We start from the raw sequence: 21,106 nt of genomic DNA, 5'->3' as shown, positions 1-21,106 counted from the left end.
TCAGTAAGGATTGCTAAGTGATCAGATCACACACACTTGAAAGAGTTCAAAAAAAATCCCCAAGCTACAAGCTTGGGGATTTGTGTATAAGAGACAGCCCAGTCGGGAGGCTTTCGGTAAATTATTCTATCTTAGCTTACGCTTTTTTCTCGCTTGCGACTTCTTCTACCGCTTTCTTAGGCAATGAGAAGTGCAGTAGTGCATAGCCAATAATCGCTGCGGTCGTTGAACCCATCAAGATGCCCAATCGAGCGTAGGTATCAAACTCAGGGCTTACGTTAGCAAACGCTAGCGATGAGATGAAAATCGACATCGTGAAGCCGATACCACAAAGAACCGACACCGCAAATATATGGATAAAGTTAACGCCCTGAGGCAGTTTGGCGATACCCAGTTTCACAGCAGCCCAGCTGAATGTGAAGATACCCAGCGGCTTGCCCACCAATAGGCCCAGAGCGATACCTAGCGGTAGCATTGAAGTCAGGCCTGACATCGATACACCCTCTAGCGAGATACCCGCGTTTGCAAAAGCAAACAAAGGAAGAATACCGAACGCTACGTATGGATGAAGTGCGTGCTCCATGTGTTTCAGTGGAGAATGCTCGCCTTTCTTGCCTTTAAGTGGAATAGCAAAACCAATTACTACGCCAGCAAGTGTTGCGTGAACTCCTGATTTAAGTACAGCAAACCATAGTATCGCACCTACGATCATATATGGCGTCAGCTTAGTGACCTCTTTGGCGTTCAGCATGAACAACACACCGGTCATGACAAAGCCAACAAGTAATGCCATCGTTGATAGATCACCTGTGTAGAACAACGCGATGATAACCACGACACCAAGGTCATCAATAATAGCCAATGCTAGAAGGAATACTTTCAAGCTGATTGGCACACGCTTACCAAGAAGCGCCATAATACCAAGAGCAAAGGCAATGTCTGTTGCAGCTGGAATAGCCCAGCCAGAGATAGCCTCTGGGTCACCGGCGTTGAAAGCCACATAAACCAGTGCCGGTGCTAACATACCACCTACCGCTGCAATAGCAGGGAAGATCGCGGTTTCTTTCGATTTTAGTGCACCTTCAAGTAGCTCACGCTTTACTTCAAGGCCGATTAATAGGAAGAACACGGCCATCAAGCCGTCATTAATCCAGTGAGACACTGACATACCAAATACATAAGTATGCAGCATCGCTTGATAACTTTCGCCAAGCGGTGAGTTTGCAATGGTCATAGCAATTGCAGCTGCAATTACAAGAAGGATACCGCCTGCGGATTCCATTTTAAAAAAGTCACGAATGACATCGTTCATGGTTTCGCCCTTATATTTATTATCTTAATAAACGAGTAACAAAGAATGATGAGAGTTTATAGCTGAAGAAAATGTAAGAATAATCGCTTGTTTAGAGTTTAAACTTCGATTTTTCCGATGTTTCATATACGAAACATCGTATTTTTCAACAAGAACATATTTTTTTACAAGACCTGCCTATCTCCTTATAAGCTCAATCTATTCACATAGACTACTATTAAGTTAGTATAATATCTGATGAATTTTCGTGATTAACGTGCGGTTTTACACCGAAAATTGCGTGTTTCATTACCAAAAAAACCACCCAACTGGGTGGCCTTTTCTGTTCTGTTTAATAACCGGTGAGCTGCATAAATCCCCAAGCTTCATTAGAACCGGATGCGAGTATCGGGCCTTCCCAATAAGGAATCACAAACGGCAACCACATGTCCGATTTTATGATTCTCGTCGTCAAATTTATGTTCTGCTCAGGAACGTTAATAATCCATTGGAGAGGTAACCTTCTTCCATTAGAAAGATTGGTGACGTGCAATGGCGTCATCGTGATGTCTTTATCAGTTAGATTGATGACTTTTCCAGAGCGCGTTGACAACGTACCGAAGAGATGAGGAACCTGACCATTGTGACGATAACGACTTACTGTAAGCGCTCGCCCATCATCAAGGTTAAACACAAACCAATCCCAGCCTTGCTGGCCTTCGCCAATCAGGCCACTTCCCCACTCTTTCTGCGTCCAGGCTGAGCCAGAAACAGGGATCTCGCGACCATTAAGGGTAAGCGTCCCTTTCACATTCAAGAAAGGCGCGCTGAAGCTGAAAGAGGCTATCGATTGAAGGGCATGCTTAACCTGAAACCCTTTATCACCGTTCACCACAAATGGACCGCTGGTTGTTGTGTTCAAATCGAGGGCAAAAGCGTCAGTGGCGACATCCAGGTTGCCTGGGAATGGTGTTGAACCAAGAGCACGCCAATTCCAGTTATCAATCCACAAACGGAACGGACGATTGGTCATCCCAGCTTGGCCAATACCACCACGGGCGACGCGCTGCTCTTTCCATACGTGAGAGCCATTGCTGATAACAATGTGGGCAATAAATAAGTGTGGGTTCTGCCAACCTCGAGTATCACGTTCGTCTGTCGCTACTCGGAAATAGCTCCATTGAATGTTGTACACTTTGCCGTGCTTGTCCTGAACCTTAGCAAAGTAGTTCCACCACTCATGCTGGTAATCTGGGTGAAAACGGAAATCATCGGGTAGCGATACATGCTCATCAGGTAGGACTGGTTCGAAAACCGTCTTACTTTCACGTTTGAGTACATCGCTGATCTCACCCTGCTCTGTTGCGGTCGCTTCCGCCCATAGTGTCAAATACAATGCTACGCCAGTCATCGTGATTGCAACGATACACAACAATACCGAGAGAGATAATCGCTTTTTAGGTTTCATGTTTTTCACTACAGCGCATCCCTCAATGACTTCATTGGCGTGCTCTTAATCATTCTAATCACTGGCAGCGCACCAGCGATCATAATGGCCAGCATTGCCCAAGCGATGGTTTGAGCGTACTCCCAAGGAATGGTTTGCAACTCCAGCGACCAACCGAATGATTGCTTAATAATGATATCAACGATCAGATGTGCCAGTGCTAAACCCAGTGGTACTGCAATAATGGCGGATATCATACCGAAGGCAAACAACTGAAGGCCTCCTAACATCACCAATTCTTTACCGGAAACGCCCATACAACGTAGCAATGAGAAATGTCGTTGACGAGAAAACTCGCCCGCTAGCGTTGCGAAGAACAATCCAAATACGGCGATAATCAAAGTGATGTTGCCTAGCGTTCCCGCAATAGCAAAAGTATGATCAAACACGCGCATGGCTTGGTTATAGATATTGTTGTTGTCGAACACTCGATCCTGAGGTAAACGGAACACGTTTTCTAGACGACGCTTCAAGCCCTCTCCGTTAACGTTGTCCTTCACCAAAACGCCAAGCCCTACATTACCTGAGCCAGCAAACGCATACAGCCAATTACGATGCGACATCATGACTTGGTTGTACGGGTTACCGTAGTCGTAATACACACCAACGACTTGCCACCCTCCACCTAATGGAGGCTGAAGATCAATATAGTCACCCGGGCGAATATCGAGCTTCAAAGCCATGGATTCACTCACCATTAAGCTCTTCGAATGGTGCAAGTGATACCAATAGTTCGGCACACCAAGCTTCACAGTAAGAGAGTCCAACTCCCCTTCTGAGGAACCAGTACTCACTACTTGCAATGCACCACGTTCCGTTGGGACGTCTTTTTCCCAACGCCACCAGACAGCGTCTACTTCAGGTTGTTCTTTCAACCAAGCGCTCATACGTGCTGCTGAGTTGTTAGTTGGGTAAATATAGAGGTCGGCGGCTAGGCGTTGGCTTAACCATTTATCCGTCGTATCTCGGAAGCTACCAACCATGGTTTCCACACCGATGTTTGCTGCCAAGGCGAGCATAAACGCCATCGTCGCAACGCCACGGTAACTCATGCTCGCAGCCGCATCAGCGAAGAACCAACGCACACGCACCCAACGTAGTGAGTAAGAAAAGCTTTGGAACATATGCCACATCAAAAATGGCATAAACAAGGCCACACTGATTAGCATCAAGGCAATAATGGCAAAACCCGACTCTTGTGTTTTAGGTGCTTGGTACACGGCTACGGCGGCGACACAGAAAGCACAAGCCGCAAAAGCTTGCCAAGAGAACTCACGTCCAGCAAAACGCATCAGAGATAAACGAGAAGAAAGGCGAATCGGTTGCGATTTCAGCAGACGAATCAGCGGCCAAAGGCATGAAATGAGAGCCCCCATCGCTGACATCACTAAGCTGTATAGGCTCGATTCCCATGACCAGCCTATCGTTAGGCCAACATTGGCGTCGTAAAGATCACTCAAGCTCGACGAAACAGCAGGGATCAGCTCATTCGCTAAGATAAGGCCAAAGAAGTTACCACAAGCCCATGCAACCAACACAAGAATGGTCAGTTCAAGCATCAAAGCTTGGGCGAGCTGCATACCATTGACACCGGTTTGGCGAAGTATACCGACCAAGCGCTGGCGCTGAATAAACGACAGTGACATTGCTTGGTAGAAGATGAACAAACCCACTAAGAACGACAGCATACCCATCGCCGTTAAGTTCATGTGAAATGCTTTCGTTAAAGACTCTAGCTCAGTACGGCTGTTACGCACCAGTGTCATACCGTTAGGCAGCATGTTCTTAAGAGCCAGTATTTTCTCTTCTGGCATTTCACCACAAGCGATGGCAGACAAACCAGAGCTGCGCTTGAGCATACGAAGCAGAGAAATATCGGTTACAAGGCGAGTGCCGGAGAGCAGGTTATCTGAGTCGACTTTTAGTGGCCCAAGTCGACTACCATCATTGAGTTGAATAAAGTCGCCATCGCTCCATTGCATGTGTGCAGCCAAGTCTTGGCTTGCAAGGATAGGATAAGGAGGCTTCATTAAAGACAGCATCGGTAAGTCTTTGAGCGATTTACCCTGCTGTAGAGGCAATAAGGCGACGGGATCGACACCAACCAACATCAAGCTTAGGTCGGCTTCCGTATCAAGGTGGAGAATATCAAACGGCGCACACTGGTTGAAACCAGCACGACGCAATTGGATATAAAAGCCTTGGGGGATTTTATTAGCAGAATGCTTAGTACGAATACGGTAAGGCAAAGGGTTTGAAAAAAGTTTCTCACCGGTTTCGTAACTCTGTTTCGCGTGTTGGTTAATAGAAGTAACACCAACAAGGAGTGACACTCCAAGGGTTAAACCAAGCCAAACAAGAATAATTTGAAGTGGATAGCGGCGGTAGTGACCGAGTAGTGCTTTAACTACGGGCCATAACATGCAGCTGCCCTCCTTGAAGACGGATTCGACCTTCCATGTGTTCTGCCACCTTTTCACTGTGTGTAACCAGCAGCAAAGTACACTCTAACTGGCGTGCTAGGCTCGTAAGTAAGCGCATTACGGCTTCGGCATTGCGCTCATCCAAGCTACCTGTTGGTTCATCGGCAAGCAGAATTTTCGGTTCCATATACAACGCACGAGCAATCGCAGCACGTTGTTGCTGACCACCGGACACTTCTTCAGGGTAACGACCTAAAAGCGGCATAAGGTCGAGAGCGGAAAGGATTTGACGCCACAAGCCTTTGTCTTCTGGTAAGCCTTTCAATTGGCGACAGAAGCGGATGTTGTCAGCAATGTTCAGGGTAGGAAGAAGGTTAAACTGCTGGAAGATATTACCAATGTTATTACGGCGATATAAGGTTCTTAGATGCTCTGGTGCGCTGTGCATGGCAAAGCTTGGGTACTGGATCTCGCCTGAATCAGCGGTATCGAGACCTGCGATCAAGTTAAGTAAGGTACTTTTACCTGATCCACTCTCCCCCATTAATGCAACTTGTTCACCTTGTTGTAATGTTAATTCTGCCCCTTGCAGTACAGGATGAAATTCTCCCCCGTCTACATAGCCTTTACATAGGTCTGACAGTTTTAACATTGATTTTGCCGCTCAAATGGTGTCTAAAAATTGGAATCCGAATCTACACTAAAATGCTGTTGGTAGGAAGTATTTTGAATAGTTGATCACACTATCAGGGTACAAATGCAACTTGTCTCGAGACACCACTCAAGCTTCAATCAAATTTTTCATCCATTTCTTACTCGCCATACGTTGAAAACACGTTCCCCACTTCACCACTTCTTCGGTCAAAAACAGTAGATAAACCCATTGCGGCTCAAAACCAAGGTAGATTGCACCGAAGGCAGCGAGAGGGATACTGATCACCCATTGTGCGATCAGATCTTGATATAAACAGAACTTCACATCCCCACCTGCGCGTAGCACACCAACAATGGCCATCATAGGCACGGAGCGCAGAATCACACCAATAGCGAGAATCACCATAAACTGCTCAGCAAGGTGCCGAGTTTCTGGTGTCAGTGCGCTGAATGCATCGAGAATAAGTTGGTTAGAGAGTAGAAGCAAAATAGCGACAACGATGGCGATGGCTACATTCAGGAAGACCGTTGCCCACGCTTGGTAGTAAACCGGACCAAACTGCTTCGCGCCTAATTGGTTGCCTACTAAAACAGCCGCTGCATTAGATGAACCTATCATCATGGCCAGAGCAATCGACTCAACCGGTGTCATCACTGATAAAGCAGCCAAGCCTTGCACTCCTGCCTGCCCCATAATGGCGTGATAGGCAAACAAACCGCCAGCCCAAGCAAGGAAGTTAAATGTGGTAGGAAGAGACAACTTCAAGAAACGTGTGATTTTATCCAACACTAAGCTGGCACGAATATCATCCCATCCAAACGCAATGATGTGTTTTTTAAACCACAAGTAACTGAATAGACATGTGACCTCTATTGCGCCACTGATCACTGTCGCGATCGCAGCACCTTTAATCCCCATTGGAGGAAAGCCAAATTTACCGAAAATCAGCACCCAGTTAAGGAAGATGTTAGACGCAATACCAATGCCGCTAAAGAAAGTACTTAGCCCAGGTTGATGCATGGCACGTAAACCTACAGCCATACTCGCGACACAAGCTACAGCGAACATACTAACCGATGAAATCACCAAATAGTCGGCTCCAAGACGAATCACTTCCTCTGAATCCGTCGTTAGGCGCATAATTGGTTCAGGGAAGAGTACGAACAACACGACAGTGAAAGCAGCGAACACCATGGAGATCATCCAAGTCAATGACGTGCTTTGGCGAACTCCGACTTTATCGCCCGCTCCCCAATATTGTGCCGTTAGCAGCGCACCACCCGTTGTCACACCAAGGAGCATAATCGTGGTTACAAAGGTCGCTCTTGCAGCAACGCCGACCGCTGCAATTTCCGCTTCCCCCAACTGGCCAAGCATCAAAACGTCCACCAAGCTTCGACTAGAGAACATCATGCTCTGCAAAGTAATAGGTAATGCGATGGCAAACAGTCGACGTAAAAACGACTTATCAGCATGAGTAATCAATTGTGAAAAAAAAGTCATGCTCGCTCCGTCGACAACTTATTGATAGAAAGGGAAAAGTGTCTCATGATTATACCCAGTGGTGACTAATCCACCAGCAATAAAAAGGACTCAGAATGAAAAAGGTGTTGGTACTTGGGGCTTCCGGTTACATTGGCTCACAACTTCTTCCACAACTGCTCGACAAAGGTTACATTGTCACTGCAGCGGCGCGTCATATTGACTATCTAGAATCCCGAACTCAGCCACACCCTAACCTCACCCTCACTTATCTCGATCTAGCGGATGCGCAAGCAACGCTCGAAGTGGTGAATGACTTTGATTTGGTGTTCTTTCTTGTGCACGGTATGGCGCAAGGCCACGACTTCGTTGAATACGAATTAAACCTCGCAGAGAACTTCAAAAATGCGCTTGAGAAAAGCCGTGTAGAACACGTTATTTATTTGAGTGCGATTCAACCTCAAACTGGCAACTCTCAACACTTGGCAGCGCGCAAAGCGACGGGGAAGATCATCCGTCAAGCTGGCGTGCCTGTTACTGAACTTCGTGCAGGCGTGATTATCGGTCCCGGTTCTGCGGCATTCGAGATCATGCGCGACTTTGTCTACAATTTGCCAGTTCTCATTGCGCCTAAATGGGTAGATTCCAAAGCTAACCCTATCGCCCTACCCAACCTGAATCACTATTTGCTTGAATTGGCAGAAACCAAACCAACAGAGAGTGAAATCTACGAGGTCGGCGGTCCGGATACATTAAGTTATCGTGAGCAATTTGAAGTCATTTGTAAGATCACCAAGAAACCTTACCGACTTTGGTCTACGCCACTGCTGACACCTAAAATGGCATCGTATTGGTTGGCCATCGTGACATCGGTTCCTGCAAATATCGGTAAAGCGTTACTTGCAGGTTTAGAACACGACTACATTGCCGATACCAAAGCCATTCATCAGCGATTCCCACAGCAGCTGATTAGCTACGAGCAGTCTGTTGAGGATACGATCGCGACGGAAGGCACTTTTGTACGCAGTAACGTCTGGGGCTTCGAACCTGCCGCACTCAAACGCTGGCAACCGGGCTACGGGTACTATCCAAAACAAGCGGGAGCGAGCATCAAGACTAAAGCTTCTGCCGAATCACTTTGGAAGGTGGCACAAAAGATCGGTAGCCCTGAAAAAGGCTATTACTTTGCTAACGTCCTTTGGCGCACCCGAGAATGGCTCGATATCTTCTTTGGTGGCGGAAAACCCATTCGTGTTTCCCCTCCCGGTCCAGAGCTCAAAGTGGGTGATTTCATTGATTCTTGGAAAGTCATTCGCTGCGAAGAGAACCAGTTCCTCTCGCTATTTTTTGGCATGAAAGGGCCAGGGCTTGGTCGTTTGGAAATCACCATTAAAGACGATGGTGAGGAGCGTGAATTCGATATCACTGCATGGTGGCATCCACAAGGCTTTCCGGGCTTACTCTACTGGTTTGCGATGATGCCTGCTCACCTGTTTATCTTCAAAGGCATGGTTAAAGCCATAGCGAAAGAAGCGGAAGCGCTAGAGGAAAAACAAAACTAAATAAAGCGAACCATTGGCACGGATGCCAGCATAGAACTATTAACCATACCTCACGCTAAACATGATGTTTTGATTGAAGCGGATCGTTACCGTGACTGGGCGTTAAAGCACATCCTGACTTTTTACGATCACAGGCATCAATTTGTTTAGCTGTGAGACTTAACCCGCGCCTTAAACTGAGACGGCTAAATACAAAAAAGCGTACACAAAGATCATGTGTACGCTTTTTGCTTAGTGAGAAGAAGTGATTCTATTAGTCAGCTTTAAATGACAGTGGAATCTCTGCCAATTGATTACCTTCGTTCGCTGGGAAGATTAGGTATTCGCCATGGTATTTCACCATCGATTTGTAATCGGTTACTTTGTGAACCATGTAGCCTGCTTGCGATGCTTTCTCAACAAACTCCGCATGGTTACCACGAACAAACCAACTCATCGGTTTTACCAGTCGCTCACCATCAAAACAGCTTTCACATTGGTCAGCACACAATGCTAATGAGTTCTGCCCTTCAGTAAAGATTTGTACTTTACCGCAACCAACGAGTTGCTCAGATGTAGACACTTCCCAACCAGCCTGTTCCATAAGATCCAAGAACGCTTCAATGTCAGAGTCTTTGATAACTTTAGGCTCTTCACCTTCTGGGAAAAACTGCGCGTAAAAGCCAGAGATACGTTTGAAGATGAATAGCAAACCGGCATCGTTACCTTTTGAACGACCAGCTTTCTGCCAACGTGTTAGGTCATCACCCACTGTGCGCCCAAAGCGTTGTGATTTCAGCGCCTTTGTGACCCAACGTACCAAGTAGTGGTTGTTAGCAACTGGCGCATTGGCCAATTTGCCTGAGCGATGCTCTTGGTCTAGATCCGCCAGAGCTGCGTTAACTAAGTTTTGAATTTCTTGGGTGTAATTAGACATTACGCCTTTCTTCCTAAAGTCCAATAAAACAGTGCAGACAGCACTGAACAAGCAAACATTACGATGATCATCGGCCACGCAACAGCGCCTGGCATTGCAGCAACGAGCGCACCAACCAGTGAGCCAGTGCCAAATCGCAGTGTACCAGCAAGTGAAGATGCTGTACCCGCCATGGTTGGGTACCCACTCAACAACAGAGCCATTGAGTTACTACCAATCGTAGACAAAGTACCGATAAACAGCACAACAAAAGGCACCATGCCCCACAAGCCAAGGTCGAGCATCCAGCCGACAAACAGGCCAATACCCGCAATCAACTGCACGGTTAGTCCGAAACGCAGCATGAAGTGCGAACCGACCTTTTTCACCATGCGACCATTTAGACTGGTCATGATGATCATCGCTACGATGTTCAAACCAAATAGGTAACCAAATTGGTCAGGTCGAACACCATATAAATCAATATAAACAAACGAACCCGCAGTCAGGAATGCAAACATACCAGAGAACGAGAACGCACCTGAAAGCATTAAACCCAATGCCTCAGGGTTAGAACACAGGCGCGCATAGTTACGAATCGTGGTTCTGAATCTTAGTGGCTGACGGTTTTCTGGCTTAAGCGTTTCTGGGATCATCCACAGAACAAGCAGAATCACTACAACAGCGAAGATAGCGAGTACCCAGAAGATCGAACGCCAGCCGAACCAAATCGCTAGATGGCCACCAATCATCGGCGCTACCAAAGGCGCAATCGTAATCACCAAGGTCACGAACGACATAGCACGCGCGAAATCTTCACGGTCAAACATGTCTCGTACAACCGCTTGGATGATCACAGCAGCCGCAGCGCCAGCAAAACCTTGCGCCGTACGCACATAAGTTAGCGCATCGATACCGTTAGTGGTCGCACTGACTACCGCTGCCAAACCAAAAAAGAGCACACCTAAAATGAGTACAGGTCGGCGACCATAGCTATCCGCTAACGGACCATGAATCAACTGACCTATCGCAAAACCTGCCGTATAAGCCGTTAACGTAATCTGTACCGCACCTGGGGTTACACCAAGATCTTTCGCGATGGTTGGCATAGCTGGTAGGTACATATCGATAGCAAGTGGCGTCAGCGCACCAATTGCACCGAGTACAAGAAACAATAAAAAACTGATTTGTGACTGGGGAGCACTTTGGGCTTTTTCTGTCATTGCTTTACCTCTTGTTGTGTCCTCCCATCAACATTCCACATTGATTGAGATAGATGATTGACGCTTCTCTCACCCTGAATCCGTAACCGTCACGAATTACAGCGCATAGTCTCCTTACTATTGAGAAGATCATAAAAGACGAAAGTATACCAAGATGGTCTTGACTAACTCGACGCTAAAAACTGCATGATCAGTATGCAGAACGACAAAGTAACCGAGCTAAAACGAAGAGGCGGTGATATGAACACCGTCTGTACTTATCGTCAGTAAGGACCAACAAGAGAAAAGGATTTCTCAGACTAAATACAGTTATGCCTGCGTTTACGAGCGGCGAATAAGCATCTTACTCAGACACTAAGACTTATTTGGTAGGAACCACCATTCTGAGTGATTTCTCATCAAAAGACTAGTTCCTATCAGGAATCAAACAATTTCCCAGAACAGTGATTATTTCCAACCAGATTGAGTTATTTTACAACTGATTCAACTTCTTCTTCTGTTAAGAAGCGGTAATCACCCGGCTCAAGTGCTTCATCCAGCACAATAGAACCAATACGTTCACGGTGAAGCTGTTCAACCTTGTTACCAAGCGCAGCAAACATACGTTTCACTTGGTGGTATTTGCCTTCCACAATCGTTAGCAGCACTTCGTTTTCGGCTTCGTTCACGATCTCAAGATGTGCTGGCAGTGTTGGCTCACGCTCGTTGCGTAGCTCAATACCTTCGGCAAACTTCTCAACGTAATCAGGTTGAATCGCATCCACAAGCCATACGCGGTACGTCTTCTCACATTTGTGTTTTGGTGACGTAATACGGTGCGACCATTGACCATCGTCTGTGATCAGCACAAGACCGGTAGTGTCCACATCCAAACGACCAGCAAAGTGCAAGTTTTCTACCTTTGGCTCATCCAGTAGAACGAACGCCGTTGGGTTGTGCCCATCTTCATGCGAACACACAAAGTCCGCAGGCTTGTACAACATGATGTAACGAGGGCCAGGAGCACCAACTTCGCGCCCTTCCCATTCAACCACACCACCTTCTGGTACTTTGAATGCACCACTCTTTTGTACTTCACCATCAACCGTTATTTCGCCACTTTTGATGATCTTAGTTGCCTGCTTGCGAGTCGCACCCAGTCCATCACACAAATATTTATCTAAACGCATGAATACCTCTAATGTTTAAGGTCGGGTATTATAGCGATCCTAATTCGAATAGTTGAGCAATTTCACAGATTTTCATGTATACCCTTCGCCCCTACCAAGCCGACTCTGTAAAAGCGGTGATTCACTATTTTCGTAAACACACCACACCAGCGGTCATTGTGCTGCCTACTGGTGCGGGTAAAAGCTTGGTCATTGCAGAGTTAGCAAGGCTTGCAAAAGGTCGAGTACTGGTACTTGCTCACGTAAAAGAGCTGGTGGAACAGAATCACGCCAAGTACGAAGGTTACGGACTAAAAGGCTCAATATTCTCGGCAGGTCTCGGACGTAAAGAGACCGATCAGCAAGTGGTGTTTGCCTCGGTTCAATCCGTGGTGCGCAATCTGGATTCTTTCAAGAACCAGTTTTCTTTACTGGTGATTGACGAATGTCATCGCGTGCCAGACGAGAAAACCAGTAGCTATCAAAAAGTGATCACTCATCTAAGAGAGCTCAATCCCGGCATCAAAGTATTAGGCTTAACCGCCACACCTTATCGCTTGGGTATGGGATGGATTTATCAGTACCACACCCGTGGACAGGTTCGAACGGAAGAATCACGCTTTTTCCGCGACTGTATCTTCGAGCTCCCTATTCGTTACTTATTGGATGAAAACTTCTTAACGCCTGCTCGAATGATGGACGCCCCCGTCTTATCTTATGACTTCTCGCAGCTAAAGCCTGCCAATACGGGTCGGTACAAAGAAGCGGAAATGGACATGGTGATCGACAAAGCCAAACGTGCGACACCACAAATCGTTGAGCAAATCATTCAATACGCCAAAGAACGCAAAGGCGTAATGGTATTTGCAGCCACGGTTCGCCATGCACAAGAAATCCACGGCCTGTTGCCAGAAGGCGATACCGCGATTGTGATTGGTGATACGCCAACACCAGAGCGTGATGCCATCATTCAATCGTTCAAGAATCGTGAGATAAAGTACTTGGTCAACGTGTCCGTTCTGACCACGGGCTTCGATGCGCCACATGTGGATTTAATCGCGATTCTGCGCCCAACCGAATCCGTCAGTTTATATCAACAGATTGTTGGACGTGGGTTGCGTCTGTCGGAAGGTAAATCAGAATGTCTCGTGCTGGATTACGCTGGCAATAACTATGACCTGTACCAGCCTGAAGTGGGTGATCCTAAGCCAGACTCCACTAGTGAAATAATCACCATCCCTTGCCCTGCTTGTGGCTTTAACAACAACTTCTGGGGCAAGTTAGACAGCAATGGCTTTTTGCTGGAACACTTTGGTCGCCGTTGCCAAGGGTACTTTGAAGATGATGAAACTGGCGAGCGAGAACACTGTGGATACCGCTTTAGAGCCAAATATTGCGGTGAATGCGGTGCTGATAACGATATTGCAGCGCGTATTTGCCATGAGTGTGATGCCACACTCGTTGACCCAGACAAAAAGCTCAAAGAGGCATTAAATCTAAAAGATGCGCTGATCTTTGAATGCACTGAAATGGATTTGACGGTGTTTAAATCTAGCGATGGCAAGCCACTGTTGAAAGTGACGTATTCTGGTGAAACCTACCAAGGCGAAGGGAACGCATTGGTGCATGAGTTCTGGTCACTGAATACCAAAAAACAGAAGCAAACCTTCAAAGACCAGTTTGTTCGTCCCCACCTTGCAGATAAACATCGTCCGTTTGAAGAAGCGTCGCCAACTAAAGTAGTAGCCAACCAGCATCGTTTCCGTCTGCCGCAATTTGTTATTGCCCGTAAGTCAGGCCGTTTCTGGAAGCTGCGCGACAAGATCTTCGAAGATGAATTAAAACAATGACGGCTTGAGTCAAAACGAAAACAGCGCCTATTTACGGCGCTGTTTTTTTAGAGCAGATTATACGTCCTTATATTGATACATATCTTGGTCAGCGCGCTCAATCACATCCATTAACGTTTCTTCGCTCGTTGCTTTAGCAACACCTGTTGTGACCTGGACACTGATGCCATAGCGCACCAGAGGTCGAGCGACAATATTTTCTCTCAGGTTCGTCGCCAGTCTTTCTGCTGACTCCAAAGGGCAAAGTGGCATCACGACGACAAACTCATCTCCACCGAGTCGTATCAACCAATCACTTTGCCTAAACGTAGACTTAATTGTGCGCGCAATATGAATGAGTGCGAGATCTCCTGCCTTATGCCCATGCGTATCGTTGATCTGCTTAAACTTCTTACCATCAATTAAAATGACCGCGTAATGGCCTTCTTTAATCGCATTTTCAAAGTCGCTGTCTTCAAAAACCTTACGATTATACAGAGAGGTCAACTCATCAATACTTGCATTTTTAATGGCATGCGCTAGGTGACTTCGATGTTGAACGTTAGAAGCATAAAGTCTATGAAAGGTACCCACTATTGCCCAAGTAACAAACAGAACCCACAAATTATCAATCAATACTTTAATAATGGGTAATTGATAAATGATCGCGCTGTCATTATCGATTGGCAGGATCAAAGCCCCAGCAAGGTTTGAAAAAGGATAATTTTCAAAGCCCACGGTGACGTAGTAAAAACCATTAACTAAGTTGGTTTCAACAGTACGGCCATCTAAATGGTCGTAGTTCACTCGAATATCAACCACCACATCACCAATGATCCCATCATTTTTATAAACAGGGCTCGTTACAGTAAATGTATCAGTGCCTAAATTTCCGAGGTAGCTGTCTGAGATAACGACTCTATCGGCTAACTCCGTGTCATGCATATTCAATGAACATATTCGGGCAGGGCCACAAATCAGAGGATCAAACATTTGATCTGAAATTTTATAGTCTTCATTAGGCTTTGCAAAAACCAGCTTTTTTCCTGTATAGGAACGGTAATAGACACTGATATTCGGACGCTCTGTAAGCTTATGGTTATACTGTAAAAGATCACCTAAAACCTCATACGCCACAAGCTCGTCGTTGGTCAACTTATTATTGTCCAATGATTGAATTCTTTGAGAAGCTTCCAACTCCTCTGCTGAGATCTCAACACTAGGTTCATCAAGCTTAGACTCTATCAACAAGCCAGCAATAATTGCCGAACTTTTATACAGCTCAAAGTAGTTTGCGATCGCATCAAAATCCCTTTTACTTTGGTGCATGGCAACTATCGACATTAAAGATGCGACAGCAAGGTATACTGCAATAGCTATCGATAGTGAACGCTTGGATAACTTTAAAAGTAACATTCTGTTTGTTTGAACCGCCTTTTGTTTGATTTGAAAACACGTTCCAACCAACTCATCAATACGTTTTGCAATCAATCATTTTTTGTAATTATGTTAATTGTCAGACGGGCAAAAAATATACATGTCACTTGCTATATAGCTATAGGCAGCATCATTTAATTGAAAACCAATTATGCCTAATGCGCCACTTTAATGCGTTTTTTCAAGCAGTTCGAATGCGCTTGTCTCAATACAAATAAGTTCAAACTAAGATCTGTATTCACTTTCCATTCATGTACGAGCCGATATAATTTTGCTAACTCTCCAAAAAAGGCTTTGCTATGTCTATCTCCTTCACTCCGCGCAAACTTTCCGTGCTGCTAGGGTTAGTACCGCTTTTATTGTCTGCACCAAGCTTTGCGTCTCACCATGATCATCATGATGACAAAGACGGCCATGCCATTGTTCGTGACGTCGAAAAGCCAGGAACACGAATCGAGTTCGATGAAGATCAGGATGAAGTCTATCGCGCGGTTCAGAAAGGCTACATTCGCCCTTTTTCTGATATGTATGAAGCAGTGGAGAATGATCTGTATGGGCGTATTATTAAGGTAGAGCTTGAGGAAGACGATGACGAATGGGTTTACGAGCTGAAAATCTTGTTCAATGACAGTGTGATAAAAGTGGAATACGACGCCGCCACGCTAGAAATGCTCGAGATAAAAGGACGTAACTTCAACAAAGCCCTCAAGCCACAATAATTAAGTGAAAATAATTACCAAGCATAATAAGAAGAAAGAATATGAAAATACTTGTTGTCGAAGATGAACCTCGCCTAGGCGAACAAATTTTAGAAACGTTGGAAAACAATGGCTGGGTGCCAGAACTTTCCCAAGATGGTATCGATGCGCTTTACCGTGCTACCTCAGAAGAATGGGACGCTATTGTGCTAGACCTAGGCTTGCCGAAGCTCGATGGTTTAACGGTTCTAAAAGGCATTCGAGATGAAAACATTAATACACCGGTTGTGATTTTGAGTGCCCGTGACACATTATCTCAACGTGTTGAGGGTTTGAATGCTGGCGCCGATGACTACCTGACTAAGCCATTTGAAATGGTTGAGTTAACAGCTCGACTTCGAGCCCAATTGCGCCGCGCTTCGGGTAACGCCTCACCTGTCATGCAAATTGGTGATTTGAGTTTAGATACACGCTCCTCAAAAGTACTGTGGCAAGGACAAGCGGTCAGCTTAACCGCGCTGGAATATAAAGTAGTCGCGTACTTCATGCACAACCCAGAAAAAGTCATTTCTCGTACCGAATTGGTGGAGCACATCTATAAGCAAGACTTCGACCGTGACTCAAACACCATTGAAGTTTTCATCGGTCGTATTCGTAAGAAAATCGCGCCAAAGATCATCAAAACCGTCCGCGGACTGGGGTACCAACTGAATGCCGAGTAAACACAGGCTACCTATGCACATTCTTAAGCGGCTGAGTATCAAAAGCCGCTTAGTACTGGCGGCGGTTGTCTGGCTAACGGCTATGATCCTCGCTGCGGGCGTAACGATCCCCACCCAAGTCTATAGCTATATGGTGGATGACACTCGCTCCCAATTGAATGTCTACATGGACGAGATTGCCGCCCAGCTCGAAGTCGACAGCCAAGGCCAACTCACTCTCTCAACCCAACTTTCCGACCCTAGATTCAGTCGCCCATACAGTGGCCTTTATTGGAGTGCTTCCACCAAAACGAGCTTAGAACGTTCGCGATCGTTGTGGGATAAGAAAATTGAGTACAAAGGATTGGATAAAGACGCCTTTGGCGCTCGTGATGAAAAGCTTATCACGTTGAAAAAGACCCTTTACCTGCCAGATTACGACGGTCCCATTGATGTCATCATCGGCATTGACGAAGATCCAATTGAAGGCACAATCCAGTCTTTAACGGGTCAGCTTTGGATCATTCTAGGATTGCTCTTTGCTGGTGTTCTTGCGGTTATCTTGCTGCAAATCGCGTGGTCTTTAAGCCCGCTGACCAAGCTGCAAAGAGAGTTAGCCGAGCTTAAATCAGGCAATAAAAAAGGCTTGGAAGAAGAGTACCCGAAAGAAATTTCCCCTTTGATTTCTGACCTTAATGCCCTGCTCTTTCACTATCAAGAGCTGCTTGAACGTGCACGTAATCATGCAGGAAACTTATCTCACGCGCTGAAAACACCGCTTTCCGTTTTAAAAAACGAGGTGCAAAACTTCACGCCTGAAGAACAAGAACGCTTGAACGCGCCAATCACACAAATCCAACAACACATCGATTACCACTTAGGTCGCGCTCGTATGGCTGGCTCTATGAATATTCTTTCAGTGAAATCGAACCCTTCAGAGCGCGTTGATGCCATATCCATGGCGTTTGACAAGGTATACGCACACCGTGACGTCACACTGATTAACGAGCTTGATTCTGAATTGAACGTCGCCGTAGAGAAAACCGACCTAGATGAGATGGTGGGTAACTTGCTTGAGAACGGCTACAAGTGGGCCAACAGCATCATTCGTGTTCATTCAACGCTAGATAAGGACAATATTCATATTATCGTTGAAGACGACGGCCCGGGAATTCCTGCCGAGCAACTATGCCAAGTCATAAAGCGTGGCTACCGACTGGATGAAACCACGCCAGGTTCTGGTTTGGGCTTAAACATTGTCAGTGAAATGGCGCACAGTTACCGCGGCCAGCTTGAACTATCAGAGAGCAAAATGGGCGGTTTAAAGGCCACATTGATTCTGCAAAAGAGCCGCGCTTAAGTAACTCACATCTATCACCTACGCCTGTTATTTACTGCAAGGGTTTAAAATGGCACTTATCGAATTATTCGCTAGGTGCCATTTTTGTATCTAGATAGCTTTTTGGTTGGATAAGTTTAGGGCTAATGATGGCTCGCTAATCAACAACACGTTTCCATCAGAGTAATAGTCATGCTTACTGTCCATTGCAACAGGTTGTGCCAAAGAATGTAACTCTCCCACTAGCCTTAAATGACTGACTTCAATTTGATTCGCTAGACGATCCCTTTCGCTGTCCACATTAGGATCTATTCGATGCAAAACCGTCACAATGCCCGAGTAATGCGCCAACTTTAGACCGTCATCGTAACTAATCGCACCCACCCAAATCGGTTGACCTGACTTTGATTCTAACCCCGCTTGCCACCAGCGTACATGAGAGCGTTTTAGCAAACTTCCTGGCTCTTGAAATGCCATCGCTTGTGGTTTGCCATTCCAAAACAAATCCGACACAGGTGGCAGCTTTTGCTTCAATAAGCTCGCATAATCTGCCAACTCAATGTCGTTTCTTGAAAAGGTTTGATTTTCTAGCCAACCGAGTTCTTGCATTAAGGTTCTCGGTGATTCACCGACGTAGACCAAATTTACGGCCTGAGCGTCAAACACATTCGAGCGCCCCGGATAAACCTTAAAGCCGATATCATTAAGGACTATCGATTGATTTCCAGTGACATCGGTTTGTTCAATATTGTCGTCTGCTAGATAGAAAAAGTGTCCATAATTCGCAGCAACTAAACAGAACACTAACGCCGTTATGGATTTGGTCCATTTACGTGACCAATTTTTCTTCCAAGCCACAAGAGCGAATACAGAAGCGATGAGTACTGAGGCAATAAGAAGCTTATGCTCAACAAGGATGAACTTTATGGAATCAAGTGGAATCCATGTGTTAAGACCCGCAGCAAGCAAATACCCAGCAACGACAAATTGCCCAACACCAAGTATCAATCCAATTGATGAACAGACAGTAAAACGCTTCCAACTAACATTCGCAGTACCCGCCATAAATGGCACGACCCAAGCAACAGGTCCGAGTAAGCGTGCAAAGATCAAAATGGCATTGCCGCGTTTTTTCATCAACAAACGACAACGAGCGATTGGACGCCTTGTCTTGGCTTGCCAACGAATCAGCTTCTTCTGTGCTTTAGAGCCAGAACGCTTGCCAATAAAGTAACTGAGTTGATCGCCAATCCAACCGCCCAACAAAACAGCGACAACGCCCCAAATCACACCTTGGTGCAATTGATAGCCCGCAGCGAGCAAAAACGGCTCGCCCGGGACAAAGAGATTAGGTCCAATCGTCGCATCCAGAAATGCTCCGAAAAACAGACTGATTGCTTCCAGCATGCAGCCTCCGACGATTACGAATGTTGATCTTTGTAGTGACCGAATTTGTATTCCATTTCGTTGTTACGCATCTCGCCAAAGAAGAATCGACGTACATTGGCTTTGAAATAGGTCATGCCCATCTTAAAGAAGCCGTCTTGCTCAAGGCGGCGCGGATCGAATTCAAACGTCATCGGCAAGAAACGGAAACGCCATGTTTTAGAAGCGCGTTTTACGTAATCACAATCTTCGCAAAGTGTAATAGACTCATCAAAGCCGTTGATCTCTTTGTGTGCGCGTTTGGTAGAGAAAATACAAGCACCTACTGCAGTTGGGAATGTGTACTGAGTAATAAACAATCCCGCGTTAAACATGCCATAACCCAACTTATGTGCCATTGGCAGATTTTTTGAGCCCATGTAAACACCAGCAACTTCTAGCTTCGCGTCCTCAAGTTTACTCATCGCGCGGCTCAAAAAATCACTCGGTAAGCGCACGTCCGCATCTAAGAAAAGAATACGTTCATACTTCGCCAGTTCTGCACCTGTATTACGTCCTAGGCTGACACCACGCGTATCCATGCAGTGCACTGTCAGTTCTGGCAATGCGCTTTCGTAAGCTTGTGCAACTTCACGTGTCGAATCTTCACTGTTCGAATCCACCACGATCACTTCAAAGTTTTGGTGAGTTTGTTTGGTTAAATCTTCAAGTAGTCGACCAATACGTTTTTCTTCATTAAGGGTAATAATCACGATACTGATAGGATTCATAATGTGCTCCATTGAGGTTGTCCGTTTATGTACAATGGAGAATAGAACCGGCTGACTTAACGGTTACTGAGGTCAACATTCATTTTGCGTTCATTTTGTGAATAACAGATGTCGTTAATGAATGAATTAACCTGGAAAGAGGATTGAGTCCTAGGCAAATAAAAACGTGCTGACAAAAAGCCAAATAGGTTAAAATCAGCGCAATGCGGACAAAGTTTTGCCGACACCACAAAACAGACACTCTTCTTAAAGAAGAATTACTGGCTTTTTGGTGATTTAGGTACAATTTTGGTTGCTGAATGTGGAGCAGGATGATAGTATCCGCGCTCGCTTGAACAGTTCCTGTTTCAAGCTTTACTACGAACACAAGGTCGCATTGTGTTTGTAAAGTTTTATTTTTTACTAATTTGAGAGTAAATACTATGAAATTCGAAGCAGTAGTACGTACTGAACTAGGTAAAGGTGCGAGCCGCCGCCTACGTCACGCTGGAAAATTCCCTGCAGTTGTATACGGCGGTGAAGAAGCAGCAGTTGCTATCGTTCTTAACCACGACGACATCGTTAACCAAATGGACAAGCCTGAGTTCTACGAAGGTATCGTTCTAGTGATCGACGGCGCTGAAGTTAAAGTTAAGCCACAAGACGTTCAACGTCACGCTTTCAAGCCAAAAGTTGAGCACATGGACTTCATCCGTATCTAATTCCCTACCAAGGAATTAACGGATAAAATCCAAACCTTTTGCATAAAGATTATCGGACT

The 21,106-nt window shown here is 45.8% G+C and carries 17 protein-coding genes; 6 read left to right on the top strand and 11 right to left on the bottom strand.

Annotated features, from left to right (window positions below):
- Nucleotides 1–136: 136 nt before the first annotated feature.
- The 5 genes from nhaA to GXP65_RS16310 form a co-directional block, all read right to left on the bottom strand.
- A complete protein-coding gene (nhaA, locus tag GXP65_RS16330) occupies nt 137–1,312 on the bottom strand; it encodes a Na+/H+ antiporter NhaA (RefSeq protein WP_045452927.1) in 1,176 nt (391 codons plus the stop codon).
- 331 nt (nt 1,313–1,643) lie between these two features.
- Nucleotides 1,644–2,768 carry a lipocalin-like domain-containing protein gene (locus GXP65_RS16325; RefSeq protein WP_045368658.1) on the bottom strand — a complete coding sequence of 375 codons (1,125 nt, stop codon included), beginning with the start codon at nt 2,766–2,768 and terminating at the stop codon, nt 1,644–1,646.
- Nucleotides 2,768–5,221 (bottom strand): ABC transporter permease, encoded by a 2,454-nt coding sequence (locus tag GXP65_RS16320; protein WP_038891368.1) that lies wholly within the window; start codon nt 5,219–5,221, stop codon nt 2,768–2,770. Before GXP65_RS16320 ends, GXP65_RS16325 begins: the two co-directional genes overlap by 1 nt.
- Nucleotides 5,202–5,873 (bottom strand): ABC transporter ATP-binding protein, encoded by a 672-nt coding sequence (locus tag GXP65_RS16315; RefSeq protein WP_005428554.1) that lies wholly within the window; start codon nt 5,871–5,873, stop codon nt 5,202–5,204. Before GXP65_RS16315 ends, GXP65_RS16320 begins: the two co-directional genes overlap by 20 nt.
- A 129-nt stretch (nt 5,874–6,002) precedes the next feature.
- Nucleotides 6,003–7,379 (bottom strand): MATE family efflux transporter, encoded by a 1,377-nt coding sequence (locus GXP65_RS16310; RefSeq protein WP_050906576.1) that lies wholly within the window; start codon nt 7,377–7,379, stop codon nt 6,003–6,005.
- A gap of 95 nt (nt 7,380–7,474) precedes the next feature.
- Between GXP65_RS16310 and GXP65_RS16305 the strand changes: the two genes are divergently transcribed.
- Nucleotides 7,475–8,920: a DUF2867 domain-containing protein gene (locus GXP65_RS16305; protein ID WP_162093275.1), complete on the top strand. Its 1,446-nt coding sequence runs from the start codon at nt 7,475–7,477 to the stop codon at nt 8,918–8,920.
- 253 nt (nt 8,921–9,173) lie between these two features.
- On the opposite strand, the gene GXP65_RS16300 is transcribed toward GXP65_RS16305, so the two are convergent.
- The 3 genes from GXP65_RS16300 to rsuA form a co-directional block, all read right to left on the bottom strand.
- A complete protein-coding gene (locus GXP65_RS16300) occupies nt 9,174–9,836 on the bottom strand; it encodes a DUF2913 family protein (RefSeq protein WP_038891375.1) in 663 nt (220 codons plus the stop codon).
- Entirely contained in the window at nt 9,836–11,038 is a 1,203-nt protein-coding gene (locus GXP65_RS16295) for a Bcr/CflA family multidrug efflux MFS transporter (RefSeq protein ID WP_005428556.1), read from the bottom strand. Before GXP65_RS16295 ends, GXP65_RS16300 begins: the two co-directional genes overlap by 1 nt.
- A gap of 467 nt (nt 11,039–11,505) precedes the next feature.
- The gene (gene rsuA / locus GXP65_RS16290; protein ID WP_162093274.1) at nt 11,506–12,207 is read right to left on the bottom strand and encodes a 16S rRNA pseudouridine(516) synthase RsuA; all 702 of its coding nucleotides are present in this window, start codon (nt 12,205–12,207) and stop codon (nt 11,506–11,508) included.
- 74 nt (nt 12,208–12,281) lie between these two features.
- Here rsuA and GXP65_RS16285 point away from each other — a divergent pair, with 74 nt between their 5' ends.
- Nucleotides 12,282–14,036 carry a DEAD/DEAH box helicase gene (locus GXP65_RS16285; protein WP_162093273.1) on the top strand — a complete coding sequence of 585 codons (1,755 nt, stop codon included), beginning with the start codon at nt 12,282–12,284 and terminating at the stop codon, nt 14,034–14,036.
- Between the two features lie 57 nt (nt 14,037–14,093).
- Here the strand turns inward: GXP65_RS16285 and GXP65_RS16280 are convergent, their stop codons facing one another.
- Nucleotides 14,094–15,506, bottom strand: a complete 1,413-nt coding sequence (locus GXP65_RS16280; protein WP_240335009.1) for a GGDEF domain-containing protein — start codon at nt 15,504–15,506, stop codon at nt 14,094–14,096.
- Nucleotides 15,507–15,751: 245 nt separating this feature from the next.
- Between GXP65_RS16280 and GXP65_RS16275 the strand changes: the two genes are divergently transcribed.
- The 3 genes from GXP65_RS16275 to GXP65_RS16265 are packed head-to-tail and all read left to right on the top strand — an operon-like array spanning nt 15,752 to nt 18,211.
- A complete protein-coding gene (locus tag GXP65_RS16275; RefSeq protein WP_005431952.1) occupies nt 15,752–16,171 on the top strand; it encodes a hypothetical protein in 420 nt (139 codons plus the stop codon).
- 41 nt (nt 16,172–16,212) lie between these two features.
- Complete coding sequence (locus GXP65_RS16270) at nt 16,213–16,872, top strand: response regulator transcription factor (protein ID WP_005442273.1); 660 nt, start codon at nt 16,213–16,215, stop codon at nt 16,870–16,872.
- Nucleotides 16,862–18,211 (top strand): ATP-binding protein, encoded by a 1,350-nt coding sequence (locus tag GXP65_RS16265; RefSeq protein WP_038891384.1) that lies wholly within the window; start codon nt 16,862–16,864, stop codon nt 18,209–18,211. The genes GXP65_RS16270 and GXP65_RS16265 overlap by 11 nt, the downstream gene beginning before the upstream one ends.
- Before the next feature lie 90 nt (nt 18,212–18,301).
- On the opposite strand, the gene GXP65_RS16260 is transcribed toward GXP65_RS16265, so the two are convergent.
- Together GXP65_RS16260 and GXP65_RS16255 are read right to left on the bottom strand one after the other, a co-directional pair.
- Nucleotides 18,302–19,597, bottom strand: a complete 1,296-nt coding sequence (locus GXP65_RS16260; protein WP_162093272.1) for an LssY C-terminal domain-containing protein — start codon at nt 19,595–19,597, stop codon at nt 18,302–18,304.
- A gap of 14 nt (nt 19,598–19,611) precedes the next feature.
- On the bottom strand, nt 19,612–20,346 hold the full coding sequence (locus GXP65_RS16255; RefSeq protein ID WP_162093271.1) for a glycosyltransferase: 735 nt from the start codon (nt 20,344–20,346) through the stop codon (nt 19,612–19,614).
- Nucleotides 20,347–20,768: 422 nt separating this feature from the next.
- On the opposite strand from GXP65_RS16255, the gene rplY reads away from it, so the two are divergent.
- Entirely contained in the window at nt 20,769–21,047 is a 279-nt protein-coding gene (gene rplY / locus GXP65_RS16250) for a 50S ribosomal protein L25 (protein ID WP_005529240.1), read from the top strand.
- The last annotated feature ends 59 nt before the right edge of the window (nt 21,048–21,106 follow it).

Origin of the sequence: Vibrio sp. LB10LO1 (genome assembly GCF_010092875.1) — a bacterium.
Classification (GTDB): domain Bacteria; phylum Pseudomonadota; class Gammaproteobacteria; order Enterobacterales; family Vibrionaceae; genus Vibrio; species Vibrio campbellii.
This window is presented reverse-complemented; position numbering and strand designations above follow the sequence as displayed.

Coding starts and splice junctions, on each gene's coding strand:
- nhaA (WP_045452927.1), bottom strand. CDS start 1,312: ATGAACGATGTCATTCGTGACTTTTTTAAAATGGAATCCGCAGGCGGT.
- GXP65_RS16320 (WP_038891368.1), bottom strand. CDS start 5,221: ATGTTATGGCCCGTAGTTAAAGCACTACTCGGTCACTACCGCCGCTAT.
- GXP65_RS16315 (WP_005428554.1), bottom strand. CDS start 5,873: ATGTTAAAACTGTCAGACCTATGTAAAGGCTATGTAGACGGGGGAGAA.
- GXP65_RS16310 (WP_050906576.1), bottom strand. CDS start 7,379: ATGACTTTTTTTTCACAATTGATTACTCATGCTGATAAGTCGTTTTTA.
- GXP65_RS16305 (WP_162093275.1), top strand. CDS start 7,475: ATGAAAAAGGTGTTGGTACTTGGGGCTTCCGGTTACATTGGCTCACAA.
- GXP65_RS16300 (WP_038891375.1), bottom strand. CDS start 9,836: ATGTCTAATTACACCCAAGAAATTCAAAACTTAGTTAACGCAGCTCTG.
- GXP65_RS16295 (WP_005428556.1), bottom strand. CDS start 11,038: ATGACAGAAAAAGCCCAAAGTGCTCCCCAGTCACAAATCAGTTTTTTA.
- rsuA (WP_162093274.1), bottom strand. CDS start 12,207: ATGCGTTTAGATAAATATTTGTGTGATGGACTGGGTGCGACTCGCAAG.
- GXP65_RS16285 (WP_162093273.1), top strand. CDS start 12,282: ATGTATACCCTTCGCCCCTACCAAGCCGACTCTGTAAAAGCGGTGATT.
- GXP65_RS16275 (WP_005431952.1), top strand. CDS start 15,752: ATGTCTATCTCCTTCACTCCGCGCAAACTTTCCGTGCTGCTAGGGTTA.
- GXP65_RS16270 (WP_005442273.1), top strand. CDS start 16,213: ATGAAAATACTTGTTGTCGAAGATGAACCTCGCCTAGGCGAACAAATT.
- GXP65_RS16265 (WP_038891384.1), top strand. CDS start 16,862: ATGCCGAGTAAACACAGGCTACCTATGCACATTCTTAAGCGGCTGAGT.
- GXP65_RS16260 (WP_162093272.1), bottom strand. CDS start 19,597: ATGCTGGAAGCAATCAGTCTGTTTTTCGGAGCATTTCTGGATGCGACG.
- GXP65_RS16255 (WP_162093271.1), bottom strand. CDS start 20,346: ATGAATCCTATCAGTATCGTGATTATTACCCTTAATGAAGAAAAACGT.
- rplY (WP_005529240.1), top strand. CDS start 20,769: ATGAAATTCGAAGCAGTAGTACGTACTGAACTAGGTAAAGGTGCGAGC.